This is a genomic window from Schnuerera sp. xch1 (genome assembly GCF_019931165.1).
Classification (GTDB): domain Bacteria; phylum Bacillota; class Clostridia; order Tissierellales; family Tepidimicrobiaceae; genus JAIOUP01.
Window position 1 is genome coordinate 128,746 of the sequence record NZ_JAIOUP010000003.1, and the last position, 23,044, is coordinate 151,789.

Here is a 23,044-nt window from a genome sequence, read left to right on the forward strand (position 1 = left end):
ATATGTTAAAAGATTTAAAAGAGAAAGTCTATAAAGCGAATATGTTACTAAAGACAAGTGGATTAGTAATATTAACGTGGGGAAATGCTTCTGGCATCGATCGTGAAAAAGGCTTATTTGTTATTAAGCCTTCAGGAGTTCCATATGATGAGATGAGACCAGAGGATATGGTAGTTATGGATTTGGAAGGAAACAAAATAGAAGGGGATTTAAATCCTTCTTCTGATACACCAACCCATTTAGAATTATATAAAAACTTCAAGAATATTGGCGGAGTTGTTCATACTCATTCAAAATGGAGCACAATATGGGCTCAATCTGGCAGAGGTATAGAAGCATATGGAACAACTCATGCAGATTATTTTTATGGTAAAGTTCCTTGCACTAGAAATATGACAGAAGACGAGATAAAAAAGGATTATGAAAGAGAAACGGGAAAGGTTATAGTAGAAACATTTAAAGATATAGATCCAGACCACATTCCATCAGTATTAGTAAAATCCCATGGGCCATTTTCTTGGGGGAAAGATCCATTGGATGCAGTAAATAATGCTATGATTTTAGAAGAAGTAGCATTAATGGCTTATGGTTCAGAACAATTGAATAGGAATCTAGGGAGAATGGATCAAAATTTATTAGACAAGCATTTCTTTAGAAAACATGGTAAAGATGCATACTATGGACAAAAAATATAGACTTAAAATGGATTCAGGCAAATTTGCTTGGATCTATTTTTAATAATGAAGGGGAGAAGTAATGTGAATATATCAAAAAGTATATTTGGTACATGCAAGGCTAAAAATGTCATAGAATATGTATTGGATAATAGTAAAAACCTAAAAGTAAAGATATTAAATCTTGGCGGAATAATAAGAGAAATTAATTTTAAAGGCAAAAATAGAGTATTAGGACTCGATAATGTAGAAGGGTATATAAATAGTATTACATATTTTGGTGCATTAATTGGAAGAGTTGCAGGAAGAATATCCAATGGGAAAATGGAGTTAAACAATAAAGCATACAAATTGGATCAAAATGAAGGTTCAACATGTTTACACGGTGGTAAAGAGGGATTTTCATTTCAGCTATGGGAGCTAGAAGAAAAAGAGGTTACCGAAGATTCAGCTAGTATAACATTAAAATATACAAGCCCAGATATGGAATGTGGATTTCCTGGGGAATTAACGGTGCATGCAAAGTATACTGTGGATAGAGATGATTGCTTAACTATAGAATATTTTGCTAATACCAACAAAAGCACACCATTAACCATGACTAATCATAGTTATTTTAATTTAAACAATGATTTAAACCAAGACATATTAGAACATGTATTAAAAATAGATGCTGATTATTATATCAAATTAGATGAAAAAAGTATTCCGGTCACGATAGCTAAAGTGGAAAATACTCCTTTTGATTTTAGGCATAATAAAAGAATAAAAGATGATATGGATTCAACTAATGAAGATTTAATAAACACAGGAGGATACGATCATCCCCTTATACTAAATAAAGATAATGGAGAACAGATAGTATTATATTCTAAAAAATCAGGAGTAAAGTTGAGTATGAAAACCACAGAACCTGTAGTAATACTCTATTGTGGCAATGGACTTAATGGAAATACACTGCTTTCAAATGGACAAAGAGCTTTTAAACATCAAGGGGTATGTCTTGAAACTCAATGGTATCCAGATGCAATAAACCAGAAATTTTTACCGAAAAACATATTGAAGCCAGATGAAAAATACTATAGTAAAACAAAATACAGATTAACAATGACTTATTAATCTAAGTTTTTGTTCTTTACTAAGCTGTTTTATCTGCCATTCCCTTTTTTGAGCATCAATTTTATTATCAAAAGTCTCATGATATACTAGTTCAACAGGAAGCCTAGCTCTGGTATATTTAGAGGCTTTTCCTTTATTATGTGTTTTTAATCTATTTTCCAAATTTACAGTCCAGCCAGTATAAAGAGTTTCATCAGCACATTTTAATATATATACATAACACATTTGTTTAATCACCTATTTTAATAATTCTTTTAATACCTTAGAAACACAATCATATGAATAGCCTTTTCTTTGGAGAAAACCTCCTAACTTTCTATAAATTACATTTCTATCGTCATTTTTATAAGAAGGCATTTTCCTTTTAGCCAATTTTAGAGCGTTAGAATATTCATCATCATATTCATTTATAACTTTGTCAGCTATATTGTGAGGAATGCCTTTTTTATACAATTCATGTTTTATTCTTTTAGGACCGTATTTATTTAAATTTATTTTATCTCTCATAAATGATTTAGCAAACTCAAAATCATCTACTAACTTATTATTTCTCAAATAGGTTAAAGTTAGATCTATTATATTATCTTCAAATCCTTTTTTCTTCAACTTATCAATTATTTCTTTTTCAGATCTTTGTCTATAGCTTAAAAACTTTAATGCAACGTTTTTAGCCTTTAATTGTTCTTCAGAAAATAAGACTTTTTCTATATAATCGTTATCAATTTCCATATTTTCAATTAGTCCATATTTATACTGAACTTCTTTCATCAATCCAAATGCAAAATTACCATCTAAATATATGTTAACCCTATCTAGGTTTTTTTGAGATTCTATTTTTGTAATGATCATATTTTCACTCCAATTCATTATGCCATAGTTTTTCTAATAAATCTTAAGGTCCTTTCTAAAGTATTTACAGTAGCTACATCGCTTTGTTTAGTATCAAAGGAATGCCCTCCTTTTCTATGAACTAAGAATGTATATTCTATCTGATTTTTTTTCAATTCCTTAGCAAAATTGACAGATGATTTAAAGGGAACAACTTTATCTTCCTTTCCATGGGCTAATAAACAAGGGACCATATTTTCACTAACCCAGGAGATAGGGGAATAATAATTATATATATTTTCTTTTATCACATGGTCTCCCTTTAGGGTTTGTCTAGTTGCAAATCTGGAAAATATGGACTTGTTATCAGAGATGAATATATCCTTCAAATCGGTAGGAGCATAATAGGCAACTACTCCTTTAATACCTGCCATCTTAATGTCATCTTCAATGTTAGTATAATAGGTGGAATATAGTAATGAAAGATGTCCGCCAGCAGATAAGCCCATTAAAATAATCTTTTCTTTATCTATAGATAATTTTTCATGATTTTCTCTTACGTAATATAAAGCATCAGTATAATCAGAAAGAATGTCTTCCATGGTATTTTTGATTCCATATCTATAGTCTATACTTACAACAGCAAACCCCTTTGAAGCTAAATATTTACACCATGATACATTGTTAGGCTGATTTCTAAAACCGGAAATCCATCCACCTCCATGGCAGAAAAAGACTAATGGATATTTTTTGTTAGCATTGGAAGGTAGCCATAGATCGAGTTTTAGATCTTTGTTTTCAGTATTTTTATACACAAAAGTATTGCTTTCAAATTCCTTGTCCACTTCTATTGGAATCCTTGATTTTAATGTTTTCCATAAATATATAAAAATTGATATTAAAAAATAGTAAAAACCCAAGCTTAAGTCCTGTGCAGTAAGCAAAAGAAATATAAACAATAAATAAACTTTGTTAGCTATAAAGTAAGACATTTTAAGTTTTTTCTTGATTTTATCCATAATTATTTCACCTATTATTTCTCCAATGGATTTTCCATCTTTCTTCTTGTTAATAAAGCTTTTTTTGCTTCTTTTTCATTGATATCAAGTTTATAGAGCATATATTTAGCAACAAAATATCCAAAAGGTAACCAATTTACATGACTAATAGGCAATACCTTTCTATTAGCACCATACATTTCGTCATATAATATCTTTCGAGATTGTATAGGTAAAGTAGAGTCAAAAAATGCATCTATAAAAGTCACCTTTTTCATATCCAATAGATGACAATAGGAAATAGGATCTATTTTAAACAATGGATGAATATCAGTATTAGCGATTATTTCATCAAATGACATTTTTTTAACTTTTGGAAATTGTTTATCATATATATCATAGAGTTTTTCTTTATTATCTAGATAATAATCCGTTCCAATACCTTTTTGGAACAATCTTCTGGCAAATTTAGTAACAGGAGATTGATGTAATATCTGTGGGATATGACCACCTGTAGTCATAAACAATAGATGATTGATTCTACTGTCAATGGCACCCACTATTGTAGATATCATACCACCTAGACAATAACCAAGAACAATATTATTTTCCTTCCAAAACCCTGATTGTTCTAACAAGTCTATAGTACTTAAAATATCTACTACTCCATGTTCCCAAAATCTATACATAACATTTATATCAGGATAAAGATAACTTCTTCCACTTACTGAGATATTTTCAACTCTAGTGTAGTTTCCAGGAAGTATCAATATTGCAGTACTTATTCCAGCACTAGCTAAGACAGGTCCAAGTTTTAGTAGGAATTTAATATTCCTACTTCCTAAACCATGAAGGATTAGGGTCGAAGCTCGAACTTCCTTTTTTGGTTGATATAGATATAGTTCTACATTTTCAGTACCAGGTAGAAAATTTTTATATAAGGTTTTATATCTTATATAGTTACATCTATAGCTTTTCCCTTTAAAAATATATCCAGATACAAAATCAATATTTTTTTTATCATAATTAAAATTAATAGTCATTTGTTATTCCTTCCCAAATTAATTACTCAATTTATTATACCATAACAGGTAACTAAATACTCATGTAAGAGCCTATTATGAAGAGAATCCATATATGAACTGGATAGAATATGTAAAAAAATTTCTTGATATTTGGACCTCTTTCGCCATTATACATTAATATAAATGGTAATGCGAAAACTTGCATCCACTGAATGTTGGGAATAAGTAATAAAGATACCATTATATAAGCTATGGACATTATAAGCTTTTTATCCTTTAAATAATGAAATATTATTATAACAGCAGTGCTCAACAAAGAACCTTCCGTGAGGGCTGCAAATATAATCAATGCTATAAGTAGTAATTTATTTTTACCTTCTTTTTGATCTAACAATATGAGTATAGCCAAATTTATAGCTAATGTTAAGAATATATTATTAGAAATAAAAGATTCATTTTTAAATATAAACCATAATATAGTATTACCAATAAACATTATAATTCCAGCTTTAAATAGTCTCTTTAAATAAGCAATTTTATTTCTACTATGATCATAGCCCTCAGCTAATAGAAAGAAAAATATTGGAGCTACAATCCTACCAATCCAGCGAAACCATGGTGGAATACCAGGGATGAATTGTCCAATATGATCAATAGCCATCAGAATTATCATTATTATTTTTAAACTGAAAGCATTAAATATCTGTACATTCATAGGAAGTACTCCTTTCATTAAAAATTAGCGAAATCTTATAATGATTATATCAGAAATAATTTGTTTGCAAAAACTTATTTATGCTTGTAAAATAGAGTTATTAGGGAGATAGTAAGAATTTAACAGCGAGGGGGGGAGATGTTTTGAAAAGATTTTTCGGAAGATTGGCAGAAATATTAGGATATTGGATTATGTGGTTAGGTTTGTTTGCTTTAATTTGCCCATTTTTATTTCCATTTCCTATGTGGTCTAAATTAAAAAATATTTTTAATATTGTTGTATTTGTTTTTCCTATGGGATTCGTTTTGAGATTTATAGGGATCTACAAAGATGATATATTTGGAAAATTGCTTTATATGATCAAAGATACATTTGTAATACTGGTATTTGTTACTCTTCCAAGCATAGCCATACCTATTGTTTATCTTATATACCATAATACTGGTCAAATTGCAATATTAAAAGGATTGATTTTATTAGCTATAGGTATAATAGGATATATTTTAATGGTTAAGTAAATAAAAGATACACTTAAAAAGTTAAAAAGGCAATCTAAAAAAAGACAAACTGACGATTAGTACATATATACTAATAGGAAACATACAAAAGATACTAAATATGGATAAAGGTAAATGCATTTCAATGGGAAAATAGCCGATTTTGAGATAGATGACTAATTGTTCCTTAAAATACCTTGTATGTAATGAAGAATTAAACAGAAAATACACATGAGGTGATGATAATGAAGGGAAAAAATACTGATAAAAAAGCTGGTGAAGATAGAAAAATCGATAAAAACTTTTTTAGAGAAATGAATTATGAAATTGCTGGAGAAATTGGAGCACTAGATAATGAAGATATGAAAAAGAATAAACATGTGAGAAATAATAGAAAACAGAATGAAAGAAGTAAGAAGTAATAACTAAAGCCTAATCTCTGGAACTTCAGAGATTAGGCTTATAGATATTATTTTTTCTTTTTATATCTAATTATTCCTTTATATCCAGCGAATACAATTATACTAATTATAACTATAAAAGGTAATAAATATATCATTACAATTACCAATCTTTCCAAAGTATTCTTGAAAAAATACAATGAATCATCTATGGCATCTATTATCTCTCTACCAAAAGAAGTATCTTGTGTTGTTGAACTGGATAGTTTTTCAACCTCTTGAATGCTTAAGTTGATAGTGCTAAAATCTATTTTATCATCTAGTTTCATCAAGTTAGATTGTAATTTTTCCTTTTCATATATAACTTCGCTTAAGTGTTCTTCTAAAGCTATAATATCCTCTATTTCTGTAGCTTTTTTCATGAGAGTGAGAATTCTTTCTTCCTGCACTTCAAGAACTTTTAATCTTGATTTTGTATCAGTATATTGTTTGGTTACATCCTGCTTGTTTGCACTTTCCCTTGTAATATTTCCTATTGCATCTAAATCTAATTTAAAATTTTTTATGTTATCTTTAGGGACTCTAATGACATATTGACCATTTCTATAAACTTTAGAACTATATGATATATTAGAATACTCCACATATGCTTCATGTTTTTCAATAATATTGTTTAATTCATCATTTGATTTATCAAATTCAGTAGTTTCAACTTTCAAGTCAATTGTAGTAATAACCTTTTCGGGTTCTAGTGGACTAGCAGAGTCACCACCAAATTTAGCCTCTTCTGATACAGTTGAATCAGCCTTATCACTACTAACATTTTGACTTTTTTGTGCACTGCAACCAACTATTATAGATAAGACAAGTATAATATTAAGTAATATGAAGATAAGCCTTTTGGAATTTCCCATTATATTCACCTCTTTAATAAGATTATACAATAGAATATTTTAGAAAAGTACTACAAATTAGTTACATTTGTGTCTTATGTTATTTTTGCTATAATTACATGTTTTTTAAAGTTTCTAAAAATTTTTAAAAAATTTTAGAAAAATTTTTTATGATAACGATTTCCACTTGATATCCTATGATATAATGTATTTTAAAATCTTAAAGCATAAAGCTTTAATTAAGAAAGGAGTGAATATATGAAACATAAGTTTATTTCTAAACGCTATTGGAAGGATAAATCTACACCTATGGGCAAAGTAGATGAATTGGCTAAGCAGTTTGATGATGTAATTGATCTAAGTCTTGGTGATCCTGATTTAATAACACACGATATTGTAATAGAAAATTCGATGCGAGATGCAAAGCTAGGACATACTAAGTACACAGATTTTAGAGGAGATCCTGAATTAAGAAATGAAATAATAAATTTTTATAAGGATGAATATGATTTATCAATTAGGGATGAAGAAATATTTGTTGCAACAAGTGGCTGCTTAGCAATGTATTTGGCTCTTGAGGCTATATTAGATGATGGAGATGAAGTAATTATGCAAGCGCCTTATTTTACTCCATACCCTCAACAGATAGAATTGGCAAGAGGTGTGCCCGTTCCTCTTGATTCATATGAAGAAGAGGATTTTCAGGTGAATATCGAAAGACTTGAAAGCATAGTAACCGAAAGGACAAAGGCCATAATTATTAATTCGCCAAATAATCCTACAGGGAATATCCTGTCGATAAAGACAATGGAAGGTATAAGAGATATTGCCGTTAAATATGATTTGGTAGTTATATCGGATGATATATATACCTCTTTTTGTTATAGGAAGCCCTTTATTCCTATTGTATCTATTGAAGGTATGAAGGAAAGAACTATTGTCATTAATAGCTTTTCAAAGAATTTTACAATGACGGGTTGGCGTATAGGCAACATAATAGCACCAGATTATATAATAAGAACTATCCAGCAGATAAATGAAAATTTGGTATTTACTGCTCCATCCATTTCACAGCGTGGTGCAATTTATGCATTAAGAAATAGAGATATTATTCAAGCAGAGATAATAGAGGAGTATAGAAAAAGGGTATTTTATGCAGCTAATAGGATTAAGAATATCCCCAACTTATCTGTATTAAGTCCTAAGGGAACATTTTATTTATTTGTAAATGTTAAAAAAACAGGGTTAACTTCAATACAAGCAAGTGATTATATACTTAAAAAAGCCCATGTATTGACCATACCAGGGATATCATTTGGTAAGTGTGGGGAAGGATACATCAGAATAGCATGTACTGTTGGAATTGAGAAATTAAAAGAAGCATTTGATAGGATAGAAAAAATAGATATTTTAAATTAAAGGGGGAACGTTCATGGATAGTGAACTTAATATTAAAAATTTAAATAAAAAGGAAATTCTAAAATTTATTATACCTTCAATGATAGGTGTATTTGTATTTTTATTTCCCATCCCTTGGGAAGGATCAATAAATATACCTCTTGGCATTATTTCTGAGTGGCTTGCAGGTGCAATTAAACCTGTAGCGCCAACCTTTATCACAATAATTATCGTTATATCAGCTATTTTGTCTACGATAGCAACAACCTTTAAGCCGAAGACCATATTGGACGATAAACTTCTAAGTAAACTTTTTGTTACAAGCAATTTTTATCTTGTTTTTAAAATAATTGGAGCAATTGTGTCAGTTTTAGTATATATGCAAATAGGTCCAGAATTCATTATTTCAACTGATACTGGTGGTACGATGATGGGATTGTTAGAAACCTTAATAGCATGGTTCTTTGCAGCATCGTTTTTAATTCCTCTATTGACGGATTATGGAATAATGGATTATGTAGGAACTATCATTAGAAACTTCATTAAGCCTTTGTTTAGACTTCCTGGTAGAGCAGCAATCGATTTGCTTGCATCATGGGTAGGCAACTGCAATGTAGGTGTGGTTTTAACAACCACTCAGTATGAACAAGGCTATTATACTGCAAGAGAATCTGCAATCATAGCAACATGTTTTTCTGCTGTCTCATTACCGTTTTGTCTTGTTATAGCAGCCATGTTGGGTGTAGATCATTTATTCATTTCATTTTATCTAATACTATGTATTACGGGAGTATTAAGCGTTATAATCATGACAAGGATACCTCCTCTAAGTAGATATTCAGATGAATATTATGCTCCTGTAGGCAAACAAATAAGTGAAAAAGAACCTGTAGGTATAACAAAATCTCAATGGGCATTACAACGTGCAGTTGCAAAGGCTGATAAAGCAGATGATGTTAAAGGAGTGCTGTATAAAGGAATAGATATGTTTCTTGGCATTATATTTTCTCTTACACCGCTTGTTATGTCATTTGGTACTATTGCAACAATATTAGCCACTTATACGCCTGTATTTGATTGGTTGTCCATACCTTTTGGATATTACCTACAACTACTGGGAATAGAAGAAGCATTTGCTGCAGCACCTGCAACTATAGTAGGGTTTGTGGATATGTTTATACCAGCTGTATTAGCTGCTAGCATTGGGTCATTAAAGACAAGGTTTGTAATAGGCGTTCTTTCATTGGTTCAAATTATATATATGACAGAAGTTGGAACACTTATTATAACATCTAAAGTGCCAATAGGCTTCAAGGATGTTTTAGTAATATTTTTGGAAAAAACAATTATAGCATTGCCCATTATAGTTTTATTGACTAATTTATTTGGTATCGCTTAAGCGGTACCAAATAAATTAATGGAGGTTTTTTATTTTAAACAAAGTTGAAGTATAGGGGTGGTAGTATGAATATACTTGTTCTCATAAAGGAAGTACCTGATATGGAGAAAGTTAAGTTTGATAGTGAAAAAGGAGTAGTGAATAGATCATCTGCTGAATCTGAAATTAATCCCTTTGATATGAATGCTTTACAATCTGCAATAGATATAAAAAATAAATATGGAGCAGACATTACAGTATTGACTATGGGACCTCTAAGAGCAGAAAAGTCTTTGAGAGATGCATATGCACGAGGCGCTGATAATGTAGTTTTGATGACTGATTGTAGATTTAGCGGTGCAGATACATGTGCTACATCAAGAACCTTATCTGCTGGCATAAAATATTTAGGAACATTTGATTTAATTATCTGTGGTGAAAAATCCGTAGATGGTGATACAGCACAGGTAGGGGCAGAAGTGGCAGAATTTCTTGACATGCCACATGCATATTATGTTGAGAATATAAATAGTATAGATAAAACGGAAATAGAAGTAGTAATAGAAAATATATGTGGCAGTAAGCAAGTTAGAAGGATGAAATTACCTGCTCTTATTGGAGTTACAAAAAATATCAATCTGCCTAAATTACCTACTGTAAATAGAAAGCTAAAATCATTGGAAATTGATGTAGAGAAAATTTCATTAGATGATTTATATGAACATATAGATGCAGATGAAACTGGCTTTAAAGGTTCCCCCACCAAGATTGCAAAGATTGTAATTCCTAACCCTGTTGAGAGAACCGGTCATATATATAAGGATGATTATGTAACATTTAAGGAAGCAATAAAAAAAGAAATAAAGTCAGAAAGTACAATATAAGAAGGTGGAATAATGGATGAATACAAAGGAATATTAGTAATTGCAGAACAAAATGATAATATTATTCACAAAGTAAGCTATGAATTGCTAAACAAGGGAAGAGAGTTAGCTGATGAACTCAATGTACCATTAGATTGTCTATTATTAGGTGATGATGGAATACACGTAGAGGAGCTTAATTATAGAGGAGCAGAAACTGTATATTATATGAAGTCTGAAAACTTTTCAAAACCTGAAGAATATCTATATAAACAGAATATAGTGAAGTTCATAGATGAAAATAAGCCAGAAATAATTCTAATAGGAGCAACTAATTTTGGACGTTCAATAGCTCCAAGGATTGCTGCAGCTTTAAAAACAGGGCTAACTGCAGATTGTACTGAGTTACAAATTGACGATGATAATAATTTTATTCAAGTTAGACCTGCATTTAGCGATAATATATTAGCACATATAAAGACCGTTACATATCCTAAAATGGCAACTATCAGGTATAAGGAATTTGATGAGGCAGAGAGAAACGTTGATAGGGAAATAAATGTAGTTAAAATAAAGCCATATATGGATAAATATGATGAAGTTGAAATAGTACAGTCATTTAATGAAAACGATGTAAACATTACTGAAGCCCAGATAGTAGTGGCTACTGGAAGGGCTATTAAGAAAAAGGAAGATTTGAAGATGATTAAAGACTTTGCAAATAAAGTAGGTGGAGTAATAGGGGCGTCAAGAGCTTTAGTAGATGCAGGCATGATTGGTAGTGTATATCAAGTAGGATATAGCGGAAATAGGGTAAAACCTAAAATATATATAGCCTGTGGAATATCAGGAGCACCACAACATCTAGCAGGTATGAAAGAATCTGAAACAATAATAGCCATAAATTCTGATTCTTCAGCACCTATATTTTCTATAGCTGATTATGGATATGTTGGAGATATATACGAAATAATTCCCAATCTAATAAGGGACTTATAATAGGAGAGATTACAGATGGAGAGTAAAGTAATAGATAAGATGATAAGCATAGTTGGAAAAGATTATGTAATAGATGATATAGAACAAAAAATGTCATATTTTTACGATGAGATTGAACATACAATGAGACCTAAAGCAAATGAAGATTCAATAGTTGTAAAACCTAAAGATACAGATGAAATTTCCATGATAATGAAATATGCGAATAAGAATAATTTGACTGTTGTTATACGTGGTGGCGGTACAGGACTTTCAGGAGCATGCACTCCTATAAGAGAAAGTATAATATTATCAACAGAAAGATTTAATAAGATTATCGAAATAGATGAGGATAATATGGTTGCTGTTCTTGAAGCAGGAGTTACACTTTTCCAACTACTCGAAGAGTTAGGAAAATATGAAGGTACAGGCTTCCCAGTTCATCCCGGAGATGAAGGAGCTCAAATTGGTGGCATGGCAGTTACCAACGCAGGTGGAGCACGAGCTGTTAAACATGGTGTAATGCGAAAACATATTCAAGGCATGGAAGTTGTATTACCTAATGGAGAGGTTTTAGAGTTAGGTGGAAAACTATTAAAGAATAATGCAGGCTATAATTTAATGCAGTTGATAATAGGTAGTGAGGGAACCTTAGCAGTAGTAACAAAAGTTGTACTTAAAATATATCCAAAAGATAAATATTCAGCAACAATAGTAGCACCATTTAAAAACTTCAATGATGCGTCAAATGCAGTACTTCAGATATTAAAAAGTGGTGTAACGCCACTTGCTGTTGAATATCAGGATAAACATCTATTTGTAGAAACAGCAAAGATGCTTGGAACGGAATGGCAGGCTAATGAAGGTAATGCAGACTTAATGATTATTATATCTGAAAAAACAGAAGATTTATTATATGAAACATGTAGGCAGATAAATGATATATGTATAAAAAACAATTCCTATGAAACATTGTTTGCAGGCAAAAAAAGCGAACAGGATGAACTATTATTGATTAGAAGCCAACATTATGAATATATAAAGGATATTATAGGTCATTCTTTTGATACTGCAGTACCTGTAGCAGACATTCCAGCATATTTAAAGGACTTGAAGGATCTGGCAAATGAATACAACACATTTACCAACATTACAGCTCATATAGCCGATGGTAATATACACAGCGATATTGTTTTAGTAGATGGAGAAATGCCAAACTATGCAGAGGAATTGAAAGAAAGAATATTTAAGACATGTTTTAAATATAATGGAACTATAACTGGTGAACATGGTATAGGTAAATTGAGAAAAAAAGATCTAAAACTTCAAAAATCTGAAACAGAAATAAATTTAATGAAAGGGATAAAGAAGCTATTCGACCCAAATAATATCTTAAATCCAGGCACAATTTTTGATTAAGTATCTTTTCCTTGAGCTAGATTAGTTTCCCAATATATATTAAAGGCTTGTCCATAACCTTTTTGATAAATTCTGGACCTTCTCCATGCACAATAAGATAATAGGTAGAGGGTCCTTCTGATATTTTTCTATAGTATTTTATTACTTTCATAGCTGCGATAAGCAGGGTTGTTTTTTTCATTTAAGCTGGCAATAACATAAGGAATATGGGTGGTTGGATTTTCAAACAATTCTACGTCTATTGAAAAGGCTGATTTTATATTATTCGGTGTTATAACGTTCTTAGGATAGCCGGAATCTATTATTTTACCTTCTTTCATTATAAAGATTTCATCGCAAAATTGTGAAGCAATATTAATATCATGAAGAACAGTAATTACAAGAATTCCATTTAAGGATAAATCTTTTACAAGGGATAATATTTCAATTTGGTATTTTATATCAAGATGTGAAACTGGCTCATCCATGAGCAAAATTTTAGGATTTTGAGCTAATGCTCTTGCTATATAAACCCTTTGTCTTTCTCCACCACTTAACTTTTTTATGCTAGTTTTTTTAAACTGCCAGGTATTTGTGATTTTCATACATTTCTTCACAATATCTTTATCTTCTTTTCTTTCCATTTGAAACCTTTTTAGAAAAGGGATTCTTCCCATCATGATTACATCGAAACAATTAAATTGAAAATCATAGATTATATCCTGAGGTACATAACCTATATATCTGGATTTTTCTTTTATAGTAAAATCTTTAATATTTTTTCCGGCAATAAAAACATTTCCCGATGTTGATTTCAAATACCCAGAGATATTCTTTAAAAGGGTAGTTTTGCCGCTTCCATTTGCACCAATTATTCCTATTAACATACTTTTATCTATGCTAAAATTAATTCCCTTTAAAATTTTCTTTTTTCCATAGGAAAAATGTAAATTATCCACTCGTAGAATAGCCATATTAAAACATCCTTTCACCTTTTCGTTTATGTTTTATCAATAGATATATAAAAAATGGTCCTCCAAATGTAGCGGTGATTATCCCAATTGGTATTTCAGAAGGTTTTAAAATAATCTGGGATAAAGTATTGGCACAGGTCAAAAATATTGCACCCGATATAGCACTAAAGGGAACAAGAACTCTATTGTCAGGACCTACAATAATCCTGGATATATGTGGTATTATAAGTCCAACAAAACCTATAATTCCACTGATTGATACAGCTGCTGCAGTAACTAAGGAACCTATTACAAGAATTATTTTTTTAACCAATGTTGTATTTATACCTAGATGTTCTGCAGCTTCCTCTCCAGTCAATATAGCATTTATATCCCTTGAAAATACATACATAGCAAGAGAACCAATTAATATTATAGGAGTAGTGAAGGCTACACTATTCCAGTTTATAAGATTAAATCCTCCCATAGTCCAGAAAACAATCCTAGTAAATTCATCATGATTTATAAGCATAATAAGAGATATAATCGCAGATATAAAAGCGCTTATAGCTGTTCCGGCTAACAGCATAGCAGTCATGGACACCTTTGTCCCAGTTTTGGAGATAATGTATACAAGAAATACCGTAATCAAAGAAGCAACAAAGGCCATAAAATTAAGTCCGAACATTCCAAAACCTGATATTATGGCAATGGTAGCTCCGAAGGCTGCTCCAGAAGATATTCCTAAAACATAAGGGTCTGCCATCGGATTTCTCAATAACCCTTGAAAAAACGCTCCCACAACTGAAAGCCCCATTCCTACCACTGCTGATGCAATTACTCTTGGAAGTCTTAAATTTAGTATTATGGTCCTAGAAGTTTCATTTCCTCCGCCATTAAATATATTTATAATTTCATGTACAGGAATTTTTACTGTTCCTATTGAAATAGATATTATGAATATAAATAAGAGTAATAATAGGGCTATGATAAAGTAAATAGTTTTTTTCAGTTTCATTTTAATTAAATGCCTCCGGGTGTAAGAATTTAGCAATCTCTTCAAGTCCAAAAATGATTCTGTTAGAAGCTCTCGATATCAAATCATCATTACTTAAAATAAATACGTTGTCGTTTTTGACAGCCTTTGTATCCTTATATCCTTCTATAGTTTTTAAGGATTTAACATCACCAGCATGAGCAGCTGTTATTATTACGTCGGGATTTTTGTTGACTAATTCTTCCATGCTATACTTACTCCAACCATCTACGTCCTCTGCAATATTTTCGCCACCGGCAAGATTTATAATTTCATCAATAAATGTGCCTTTACCAGCTGTCCAGTTTCCATTAAGTGAGACCAGATAAAACACTTTAGCTGTTGGTAGATCTTGTACTGTATCGTTTATTTGCTTTATTTTATCCTGCATCTCTTTAGCTACCTCTTCACCTTTTTGCTTAGTATTGGTTATACGGCTTATTATCTTTATAGATTTATATATCTGGTCAATATTTGTAGATTCTAACATTACAACAGGTATGTTCATATTCTCCAAAGACTCCATCTCATCTTTGCCAGAAAGAGGAGAGACAAATATTATATCAGGATTTTGAGCAGTAATCATTTCAACATTTGGTCCTACATACCCTCCTACTTTTGGCACATCTTCAACTTCAGGTGGGTAATTATCATAGTCTGTAACACCTACAATTTTATCCCCTGCTCCTAGGGCATATATAAGTTCTGTGGTAGAAGGTGAAAGCGAGACTATGTTTTCAGGTTCTTTGTTTATAGTTATTTCTCTTCCTAAAAAATCAGTAATCCTTAACGGAAACTGGTTATTAGCAGTTTCTATTGATTTCTCAGATTCATCTTGTGAATTTATAGAGCCATTTATAGAACAAGCTGTTAGTGAAAGAGCTAAAACAATTGCTAATAGCGTAATAAGTAAGTTTTTATACTTCTTCATAAATATCCTCCTAATCATAAATTTTTAAAATCAAACAAGGCCTACCCACAGAGGTAGACCTTGTTTGCAAAAATCAAGAAAAAGATTTTATCTAACCTTCCCTCCGAAGGTAACTTATCGAACTAAATCTTGTGGCAGGTCTCCTGGCTTACGAGTCATTTTCCACCCTACCTTCCCATCGGATAATCAGCAAGTGATTGATAGTGGTATATTAGGGTTTCATCTTCGCTTACAGTAGCGGGGGCTGCGCGGGATTTTCACCCGTCTTCCCTTTTAATTTTCAAACCATAAGATTTTTCTATTAATTTGTGTACATATATTTTACATCTACTCAATATTTTAGTCAACAATTTTAATTATTTCATAAGGATATTTGTATGATATACTTATAATCATATAGTCAAATAGTATAATAAAAAAATACTGATACACATAGGAAAAACAATAATAACTGAGGTGATAATATGGTTATTCTAATTACCGGTGGAGCACGTAGTGGCAAAAGTACCTTCGCAGAAGGTTTTTACAAAGACAGAAAAGACGTGGTATATATTGCTACATCCAAAATATCTGATAAGGAGATGGAAGAAAGGGTTATGTTACATCAAAAAAGTCGTCCCTCATATTGGCGAACTTATGAAGGAAATTATTCTCTGATTAGTGCTTTAGGAGAAGAAAAAAATTATCTATTAGATTGTATAACCATTCTTACATCCAATATAATGTTTGATATGACTAAAGATGAGGAATTTATAGGCTATCAATTACAACAAAAGGTTGAAGATAAAATATATAAAGAGTTATACACCCTTATAAAAGCTATAGAAAATAAAAAGCACAATTTAGTACTAGTAACCAATGAAGTAGGTTACTCCTTAGTTCCGGATAATCATATAAGTAGAGTATTTAGAGATATCCAAGGTAGAATAAATCAAAAGATAGCAGCTCTATCTCATGAGGTTTATTTGGTATGTTGTGGTATACCGGTGAAAATAAAATGATAGATGGATTTATATTAGCTGCTCAATTTTTGACACGATTACCTATAAAAAAATCTGTAGATTTTAATGATGAAAAACTTTCAAAAAGTGTTTTTTTCTTTCCTATGATAGGTATAATAATTGGTGTAATTGGATGCGTGTTTTATCATATATTTAGCTATTTAAACGAATCCATAGGCGCTTTCTTTGCATTGATGGCTATGATAGTAGTAACAGGAGGTCTTCATTTAGATGGATTATCGGATACCTGTGATGGATTTTTATCCTATAGAGACAAGAATAGGATGCTTGAAATAATGAAGGATAGCCGTATAGGTGCTTTTGGTGTTATAGCTATAGTACTGGATATTTTCCTCAAATATGTTCTTATATATCATATAGAAGGAAATATTCCTTTAATACTAGGACTATCCTATGGAAATAGTCGTTTAATAATATCATACATAATGTCTACTAAAAAAGTTGGTAGAAAAGGTGGGTTAGGGGATATGTTTCATAGTAGTAACCCTAAAAAATATGCTATGTTAGGAGGAGTTGCATATATAGCAATAATTTTATTGATCAATCCGGTCTATTTAATACCTCTGTTATTTTCTTTTTTAATGGGAGAAATGATGACTAAAATAACATATAGAAAAATAGATGGCTTCACTGGCGATGTATATGGAGCCACTATAGAGATTGGCGAGATAATATCTTTAATAACCTTTATAGGAGTGATGAAATGGATATAATATTGATACGTCATGGACAAACTGAAGATAATGTTAGAAAGGTATTTAGTACGAAGGATACAAAATTAACGGATGAAGGTAAAGAACAGATTAGAAGAACTAAACTCTTTATAGATAATTTATCCTTTGATAAGGTGTACACAAGTCCTTTATATAGAGCTATTGAGACTATGAAAATACTGGGGTTAAATGCGGAAAGAGAAGAAAGAATTAGAGAAGTGGATTTTGGATTGTTTGAAGGGAATACCTATGAAACCATATTGGATAAGTTTCCAGAAGAAGCTAAATTATGGAATGAAGACTATATAAACTTTATAACTCCTAGAGGCGAAAGCATAAAGTTAGCCTATGATAGAGTTACGTCTTTTTTAGAAGAACTATCTGAAAGAGATGAAGATGTGGTTTTAGTATGTCATGATGGAGTTATTAGAATTGCTCTAAGCTGGGTATTCGACAAGATAGATTATTTTTTCAAGTTTAAAGTGGGAAATGGTAGTGTTAATATAGTCTCCATAGATAAATATGGATTTAAATATATTAAAAAGACTAATTATAGTATAACCTGTGCTCCAAGCCTATGATGAATTATTAATTTTACGGTGCTTACATTTCCTACTTGTAGAAGATGGGAGACTTATACACTAGTGATTAAAAAGGGACTTCATTTTTAATTTTTATAAAAAATGGAGTCCCTAATTTTTATTCAAATATAAATGAATGAAACAGTAATAAAACATTCTTATATTAGAAAAATGAAATAGATATTAAAAAACTTGCAAATAATACTTGCCATAAATAAATTATTATGTTAGAATAACTTTTAAATGAAATATGGCATGTCTAAACTTGCAAAACAATCTAATCAAAGGGGGCAGTAATATGGATTATACTGGAATCGATACATTAAGACCAAATCTTTTTAAAAAGGTATTTCCTTATTCAGAAATTCCAAAAATTGATTTTAATAATATTCAGTTACCAATGGAATTGCCAGATGATATATGGATAACGGATACTACATTTAGAGATGGACAGCAGTCAATGTCATCTATGACAGTAGATCAAATGGTTCAGATTTTTGATTATCTACATCAATTAGATAATGATTCAGGGGTTATAAGACAGACTGAATTCTTTCTATACTCTGAAAAGGACAGGAAAGCTGTAAAAGAATGCATGGCAAGAGGATATAAGTTCCCACAGATAACTTCATGGATAAGAGCAAATAAGGATGATTTTAAATTAGTAAAAGAAATGGGAATAAAAGAGACAGGAATATTAATGTCTTGCTCAGATTATCATATATTTCATAAATTAAATATGACTAGGAGGAAAGCTATGAAATCCTACCTTTATATTGCTGAAAGTGCTCTGGAAGAGGGGATTATTCCAAGATGTCATTTTGAAGATATAACAAGAGCTGATTTTTGGGGATTCGTAGCACCTTTAGCAAAAAACCTTATGGAACTATCAGAAAAATATGAGATACCCGTTAAAATAAGGGCTTGCGATACTTTAGGAGTGGGAATTCCTCATACAGGAGTAGAATTGCCAAGAAGCACATCGGCTATTGTTCATGGACTAAGGTATCACTGCAATGTACCTTCAGAATCTATTGAATGGCATGGGCATAATGACTTTCATTTAGTAGTAGCCAATTCAACTACCTCCTGGTTATATGGTGGATCCTCTGTTAATACCACATTATTTGGAATTGGCGAGAGAACTGGAAATTGTCCTCTAGAAGCTATGGTATTCCAATATGGACAGGTGAAAGGCAATACCAAAAATATGGATTTAAAAGTGATTTCAAAAATGGCTGATTATTTTCAAGATGAATTAAAATATAAGATTCCAAGGCGTACGCCTTTTGTTGGAAGTGAATTCAATGTTACACGAGCTGGCATACATGCTGATGGAATGTTAAAGAATAAAGAGATATATAATAGTTTCGATACAGAAAAGATTTTAGGTAGTCCTCCAATAGTGGCAATCAATAACTACTCTGGACTTGCAGGAATAGCAGCATGGATAAATAGTTATTTTAAATTAGACGACGATAATAAAATTGATAAAGGTGATAGAAGAATACTTCCAATTAAAAAATGGATTGATGAAGAGTATGCCAATGGGAGAACTTCAAATATTAAAAACGATGAATTAAAAGAATTAGTATTAAAGTACGTCCCTAATATATTAGGAGATGAAAAGATTGAAGCTATTTAGAAATAGAATGTGGAATGGAGGAAATGACATGAAATTAACAGTAGCAGAAAAGATAATAAAGAATCATATAATGACTGGCAATATAGAAAAAGGAACTGAAATCGGTTTAAAAATAGATCAGACTATTACTCAAGATTCTACTGGTACTATGGCTTATCTTCAATTTGAAGCTATGGGCATAGGCAAGGTTAAAACAAAAAAATCTGTAGCATACATTGATCATAACATGCTTCAAACAGGACCAGAAAATGCAGATGATCATCTATATATACAAACCGTAGCCAAAAAACATGGGATATACTTCTCTAAGCCAGGTAATGGAATATGCCATCAGGTACACCTAGAAAGGTTTGGTGTACCCGGTCAAACCCTTTTAGGTTCTGATAGCCATACTCCAACTTGTGGTGGCATGGGAATGCTTGCCATAGGAGCAGGTGGTCTTGATGTAGCAGTTGCCATGGCTGGAGGGGAGTACTATATTACAATGCCACAAATCGTGAAGGTAGAATTGAAGGGCAAATTGAAACCAGGTACATCAGCTAAGGACATAATACTTGAGGTTTTAAGAAGGTGTAAAGTTAAAGGTGGATTAAATAAGATATTTGAATATGGTGGTGAAGGAATTGAATATTTAACTGTACCAGAAAGAGCCACAATAACAAATATGGGGGCCGAATTAGGAGCTACTACTTCCATATTTCCATCTGATGAAGTTACTTATGAGTTTTTAAAAGCGCAAGGAAGAGAAAAGGACTATACAGAAATTTTGGCAGATGATAATGCTGATTATGATGAGATAATTGAGATAGATCTTGATAAATTAGAATCTCTAGTAGCTTGTCCACATAGTCCTGATAATGTGGTTCCTGTATCTGCTTTAAAACACATTAAGGTAGACCAAGTAGCCATAGGAAGCTGTACCAATTCATCCTATGTGGATTTAATGAAAGTAGCCAAGATTTTAGAAGGAAAGACAATAGCAGAAAATGTTTCACTAGTTATTTCTCCAGGCTCAAAACAGGTATTAAATATGCTTGCTGAAAATGGAGCATTAGCAAAGCTTATTTCAGCAGGGGCAAGAATACTTGAATCTGGCTGTGGACCTTGTATTGGTATGGGACAGGCACCAAGTACAAAAGGGGTTTCACTTAGAACCTTCAATAGAAATTTTAAGGGACGATCCGGAACTTCTTCTGCAAATGTATACTTGGCAAGTCCAGAAGTAGCTGCTGTGTCTGTTATAAAAGGATATATTACCAATCCAATAGAGTATATGGGGAATGTAGATGCACAAATGCCAGAAGAGTTTTTGATAAATGATAATTTAATAATCTCTCCAATAGAATCTGACTTTGATGTTGAAGTCATAAGAGGACCAAATATAAAGCCTTTCCCTCAAAACAAGTCTTTAGGTAAAGAGATAGCAGATAAAGTTTTGATAAAGGTTGAAGATGATATAACTACTGATCATATAATGCCTTCTAATGCAAAACTACTACCTTATAGGTCTAATATACCTTATCTATCAGATTATTGTTTGGCTCCTTGTGATCCGGACTTTTCAAAGAGAGCGAAGGAATTAGGTGGAGGTATTATAGTTGGAGGATATAACTATGGACAAGGATCCAGTAGAGAACATGCAGCCTTAGTTCCACTATATCTAGGGATTAAAGCAGTTATTGCTAAATCATTTGCTAGAATTCATAAGCAAAATTTAATCAACAATGGGATAGTACCTCTCGAATTTCATGATATGGATGACTATAATAATATAGATGTATTTGATGAATTGATTTTAGAGGATATTCCAACACAGATTGAAATGGATACGGTAATTTTGAAGAATAAAACTAAAAACCAAGAATACAAATTGGTTTTAGATATAACTAATAGACAAAGGAACATGATTAAAGCTGGTGGTCTTTTAAATTTAATAAAGTCCCAGCTTTTAAGAGAGGAGCTCGTATATAATGCATGATATTACATTAATACTAGGTGATGGCATAGGACCAGAGGTAATGTTGGCTGCAAAGAAAGTAATTGATGCTACAGGAGTTAAGATAAATTGGAATGTAATAGACACAGACTCTAAGAGAAATGAAGGTTTAGAACTATTGGATTATCTTGTTGCTAATATAAAAGATACAAGGATAGCATTAAAAGGACCAATAAAAACCCCTGTCGGAAAGGGTTATAGAAGTATAAATGTAGGATTAAGACAAAAATTGAATCTATACGCAAATATACGGCCAATAAAATCCTTCAAAGGAATTGATAATCTTCATCAAAATGTGGATTTAATAATAGTTAGGGAAAATACTGAAGACTTGTACGCAGGTATAGAGCATATGGTTGGTGAAGATGCAGCTGAAAGCATAAAGATAATAACGAGAAAAGCAAGTGAAAGGATATGTAAATTTGCATTTGATTTAGCAAAATCTCAGGGAAGAAAGAAGGTTACCTTGGTTCATAAAGCAAATATTATGAAGCTTTCAGATGGATTGTTTTTAGATTGTGGTGTAAAGTATGCGGGAATCTATAGGGATATAGAGTTTGAAGATGTAATAGTAGATGCTATGAGTATGAAGCTTGTTCAATATCCTCAAGATTATGATATAATAGTTACATCAAATCTATATGGAGATATATTATCTGATCTATCAGCTGGAATTATAGGTGGATTAGGTTTAGCACCTGGAGCTAATATAGGTGATGATATTGCTGTATTTGAAGCCGTTCATGGAACTGCTCCGGATATTGCTGGGAAAAACATAGCAAATCCTACTTCTGCAATATTATCAGGCGCCATGATGCTTAAACATATTGGAGAAAACAGTGCAGCAATTAAAATAGAAAAAGCATTAACTAATACATTTAAGGATGATAATAATCGTACCATGGATTTGGGAGGCAATCTTGGAACTGAACAGTTCACACAAAGTATACTAGAAAATATACGATAATACTATATGATAAAACTCTTATTTAATGGAGGGAA

The 23,044-nt window shown here is 31.5% G+C and carries 24 protein-coding genes and 1 riboswitch; of the genes, 15 read left to right on the forward strand and 9 right to left on the reverse strand.

Features of this window, described 5'->3' with window-relative positions:
* The first annotated feature begins 2 nt into the window (after nucleotides 1-2).
* Nucleotides 3-695, forward strand: coding sequence for an L-ribulose-5-phosphate 4-epimerase (locus tag K8M07_RS04600; RefSeq protein WP_223376718.1), 693 nt, complete (start codon nucleotides 3-5; stop codon nucleotides 693-695).
* 63 nt (nucleotides 696-758) lie between these two features.
* Nucleotides 759-1,793: an aldose epimerase family protein gene (locus tag K8M07_RS04605; protein ID WP_223376719.1), complete on the forward strand. Its 1,035-nt coding sequence runs from the start codon at nucleotides 759-761 to the stop codon at nucleotides 1,791-1,793.
* On the opposite strand, the gene K8M07_RS04610 is transcribed toward K8M07_RS04605, so the two are convergent.
* The 5 genes from K8M07_RS04610 to K8M07_RS04630 are packed head-to-tail and all read right to left on the reverse strand — an operon-like array spanning nucleotide 1,776 to nucleotide 5,359.
* Nucleotides 1,776-2,018 (reverse strand): GIY-YIG nuclease family protein, encoded by a 243-nt coding sequence (locus K8M07_RS04610; protein ID WP_223376720.1) that lies wholly within the window; start codon nucleotides 2,016-2,018, stop codon nucleotides 1,776-1,778. The two genes, K8M07_RS04605 and K8M07_RS04610, sit on opposite strands and share 18 nt — an antisense overlap.
* A 12-nt stretch (nucleotides 2,019-2,030) precedes the next feature.
* On the reverse strand, nucleotides 2,031-2,642 hold the full coding sequence (locus K8M07_RS04615; protein ID WP_223376721.1) for a regulatory protein RecX: 612 nt from the start codon (nucleotides 2,640-2,642) through the stop codon (nucleotides 2,031-2,033).
* Nucleotides 2,643-2,659: 17 nt separating this feature from the next.
* A complete protein-coding gene (locus K8M07_RS04620; RefSeq protein WP_223376722.1) occupies nucleotides 2,660-3,640 on the reverse strand; it encodes an alpha/beta hydrolase in 981 nt (326 codons plus the stop codon).
* Between the two features lie 14 nt (nucleotides 3,641-3,654).
* Entirely contained in the window at nucleotides 3,655-4,662 is a 1,008-nt protein-coding gene (locus tag K8M07_RS04625; RefSeq protein WP_223376723.1) for an alpha/beta hydrolase, read from the reverse strand.
* A gap of 52 nt (nucleotides 4,663-4,714) precedes the next feature.
* Nucleotides 4,715-5,359 carry a TraX family protein gene (locus tag K8M07_RS04630; protein WP_223376724.1) on the reverse strand — a complete coding sequence of 215 codons (645 nt, stop codon included), beginning with the start codon at nucleotides 5,357-5,359 and terminating at the stop codon, nucleotides 4,715-4,717.
* Between the two features lie 143 nt (nucleotides 5,360-5,502).
* Between K8M07_RS04630 and K8M07_RS04635 the strand changes: the two genes are divergently transcribed.
* Entirely contained in the window at nucleotides 5,503-5,877 is a 375-nt protein-coding gene (locus K8M07_RS04635; protein ID WP_223376725.1) for a hypothetical protein, read from the forward strand.
* Between the two features lie 224 nt (nucleotides 5,878-6,101).
* Nucleotides 6,102-6,278, forward strand: coding sequence for a hypothetical protein (locus K8M07_RS04640; RefSeq protein WP_223376726.1), 177 nt, complete (start codon nucleotides 6,102-6,104; stop codon nucleotides 6,276-6,278).
* A gap of 47 nt (nucleotides 6,279-6,325) precedes the next feature.
* On the opposite strand, the gene K8M07_RS04645 is transcribed toward K8M07_RS04640, so the two are convergent.
* Complete coding sequence (locus K8M07_RS04645; protein ID WP_223376727.1) at nucleotides 6,326-7,171, reverse strand: DUF4349 domain-containing protein; 846 nt, start codon at nucleotides 7,169-7,171, stop codon at nucleotides 6,326-6,328.
* 237 nt (nucleotides 7,172-7,408) lie between these two features.
* On the opposite strand from K8M07_RS04645, the gene K8M07_RS04650 reads away from it, so the two are divergent.
* The 5 genes from K8M07_RS04650 to K8M07_RS04670 all read left to right on the forward strand — a co-directional run bounded on the left by K8M07_RS04650 (nucleotide 7,409) and on the right by K8M07_RS04670 (nucleotide 13,186).
* The gene (locus tag K8M07_RS04650; RefSeq protein ID WP_223376728.1) at nucleotides 7,409-8,569 is read left to right on the forward strand and encodes a pyridoxal phosphate-dependent aminotransferase; all 1,161 of its coding nucleotides are present in this window, start codon (nucleotides 7,409-7,411) and stop codon (nucleotides 8,567-8,569) included.
* A 13-nt stretch (nucleotides 8,570-8,582) separates the two neighbouring features.
* On the forward strand, nucleotides 8,583-9,947 hold the full coding sequence (locus K8M07_RS04655; RefSeq protein ID WP_223376729.1) for a YjiH family protein: 1,365 nt from the start codon (nucleotides 8,583-8,585) through the stop codon (nucleotides 9,945-9,947).
* A 65-nt stretch (nucleotides 9,948-10,012) separates the two neighbouring features.
* The gene (locus K8M07_RS04660) at nucleotides 10,013-10,810 is read left to right on the forward strand and encodes an electron transfer flavoprotein subunit beta/FixA family protein (protein ID WP_223376730.1); all 798 of its coding nucleotides are present in this window, start codon (nucleotides 10,013-10,015) and stop codon (nucleotides 10,808-10,810) included.
* Nucleotides 10,811-10,822: 12 nt separating this feature from the next.
* The gene (locus K8M07_RS04665) at nucleotides 10,823-11,788 is read left to right on the forward strand and encodes an electron transfer flavoprotein subunit alpha/FixB family protein (RefSeq protein WP_223376731.1); all 966 of its coding nucleotides are present in this window, start codon (nucleotides 10,823-10,825) and stop codon (nucleotides 11,786-11,788) included.
* 15 nt (nucleotides 11,789-11,803) lie between these two features.
* Nucleotides 11,804-13,186, forward strand: coding sequence for an FAD-binding oxidoreductase (locus K8M07_RS04670; protein ID WP_223376732.1), 1,383 nt, complete (start codon nucleotides 11,804-11,806; stop codon nucleotides 13,184-13,186).
* 128 nt (nucleotides 13,187-13,314) lie between these two features.
* Here K8M07_RS04670 and K8M07_RS04675 read toward each other — a convergent pair whose 3' ends face one another.
* The 3 genes from K8M07_RS04675 to K8M07_RS04685 are packed head-to-tail and all read right to left on the reverse strand — an operon-like array spanning nucleotide 13,315 to nucleotide 16,085.
* A complete protein-coding gene (locus K8M07_RS04675; protein ID WP_223376733.1) occupies nucleotides 13,315-14,139 on the reverse strand; it encodes an ABC transporter ATP-binding protein in 825 nt (274 codons plus the stop codon).
* A gap of 1 nt (nucleotide 14,140) precedes the next feature.
* On the reverse strand, nucleotides 14,141-15,136 hold the full coding sequence (locus K8M07_RS04680) for a FecCD family ABC transporter permease (protein WP_223376734.1): 996 nt from the start codon (nucleotides 15,134-15,136) through the stop codon (nucleotides 14,141-14,143).
* A gap of 1 nt (nucleotide 15,137) precedes the next feature.
* Nucleotides 15,138-16,085, reverse strand: coding sequence for an ABC transporter substrate-binding protein (locus K8M07_RS04685; protein ID WP_223376735.1), 948 nt, complete (start codon nucleotides 16,083-16,085; stop codon nucleotides 15,138-15,140).
* A gap of 115 nt (nucleotides 16,086-16,200) precedes the next feature.
* Nucleotides 16,201-16,390, reverse strand: a riboswitch (cobalamin riboswitch).
* Nucleotides 16,391-16,549: 159 nt separating this feature from the next.
* On the opposite strand from K8M07_RS04685, the gene cobU reads away from it, so the two are divergent.
* The 6 genes from cobU (at nucleotide 16,550) to K8M07_RS04715 (ending at nucleotide 23,009) form a co-directional block, all read left to right on the forward strand.
* Entirely contained in the window at nucleotides 16,550-17,086 is a 537-nt protein-coding gene (gene cobU, locus K8M07_RS04690; RefSeq protein WP_223376736.1) for a bifunctional adenosylcobinamide kinase/adenosylcobinamide-phosphate guanylyltransferase, read from the forward strand.
* Nucleotides 17,056-17,820, forward strand: coding sequence for an adenosylcobinamide-GDP ribazoletransferase (cobS, locus tag K8M07_RS04695; RefSeq protein WP_223376737.1), 765 nt, complete (start codon nucleotides 17,056-17,058; stop codon nucleotides 17,818-17,820). Before cobU ends, cobS begins: the two co-directional genes overlap by 31 nt.
* Entirely contained in the window at nucleotides 17,811-18,401 is a 591-nt protein-coding gene (locus K8M07_RS04700) for a histidine phosphatase family protein (RefSeq protein ID WP_223376738.1), read from the forward strand. The genes cobS and K8M07_RS04700 overlap by 10 nt, the downstream gene beginning before the upstream one ends.
* A 298-nt stretch (nucleotides 18,402-18,699) precedes the next feature.
* On the forward strand, nucleotides 18,700-20,046 hold the full coding sequence (locus tag K8M07_RS04705) for a 2-isopropylmalate synthase (RefSeq protein WP_223376739.1): 1,347 nt from the start codon (nucleotides 18,700-18,702) through the stop codon (nucleotides 20,044-20,046).
* Nucleotides 20,047-20,074: 28 nt separating this feature from the next.
* On the forward strand, nucleotides 20,075-22,024 hold the full coding sequence (locus K8M07_RS04710; RefSeq protein ID WP_223376740.1) for an aconitate hydratase: 1,950 nt from the start codon (nucleotides 20,075-20,077) through the stop codon (nucleotides 22,022-22,024).
* Entirely contained in the window at nucleotides 22,017-23,009 is a 993-nt protein-coding gene (locus tag K8M07_RS04715; RefSeq protein WP_223376741.1) for an isocitrate/isopropylmalate dehydrogenase family protein, read from the forward strand. Before K8M07_RS04710 ends, K8M07_RS04715 begins: the two co-directional genes overlap by 8 nt.
* The last annotated feature ends 35 nt before the right edge of the window (nucleotides 23,010-23,044 follow it).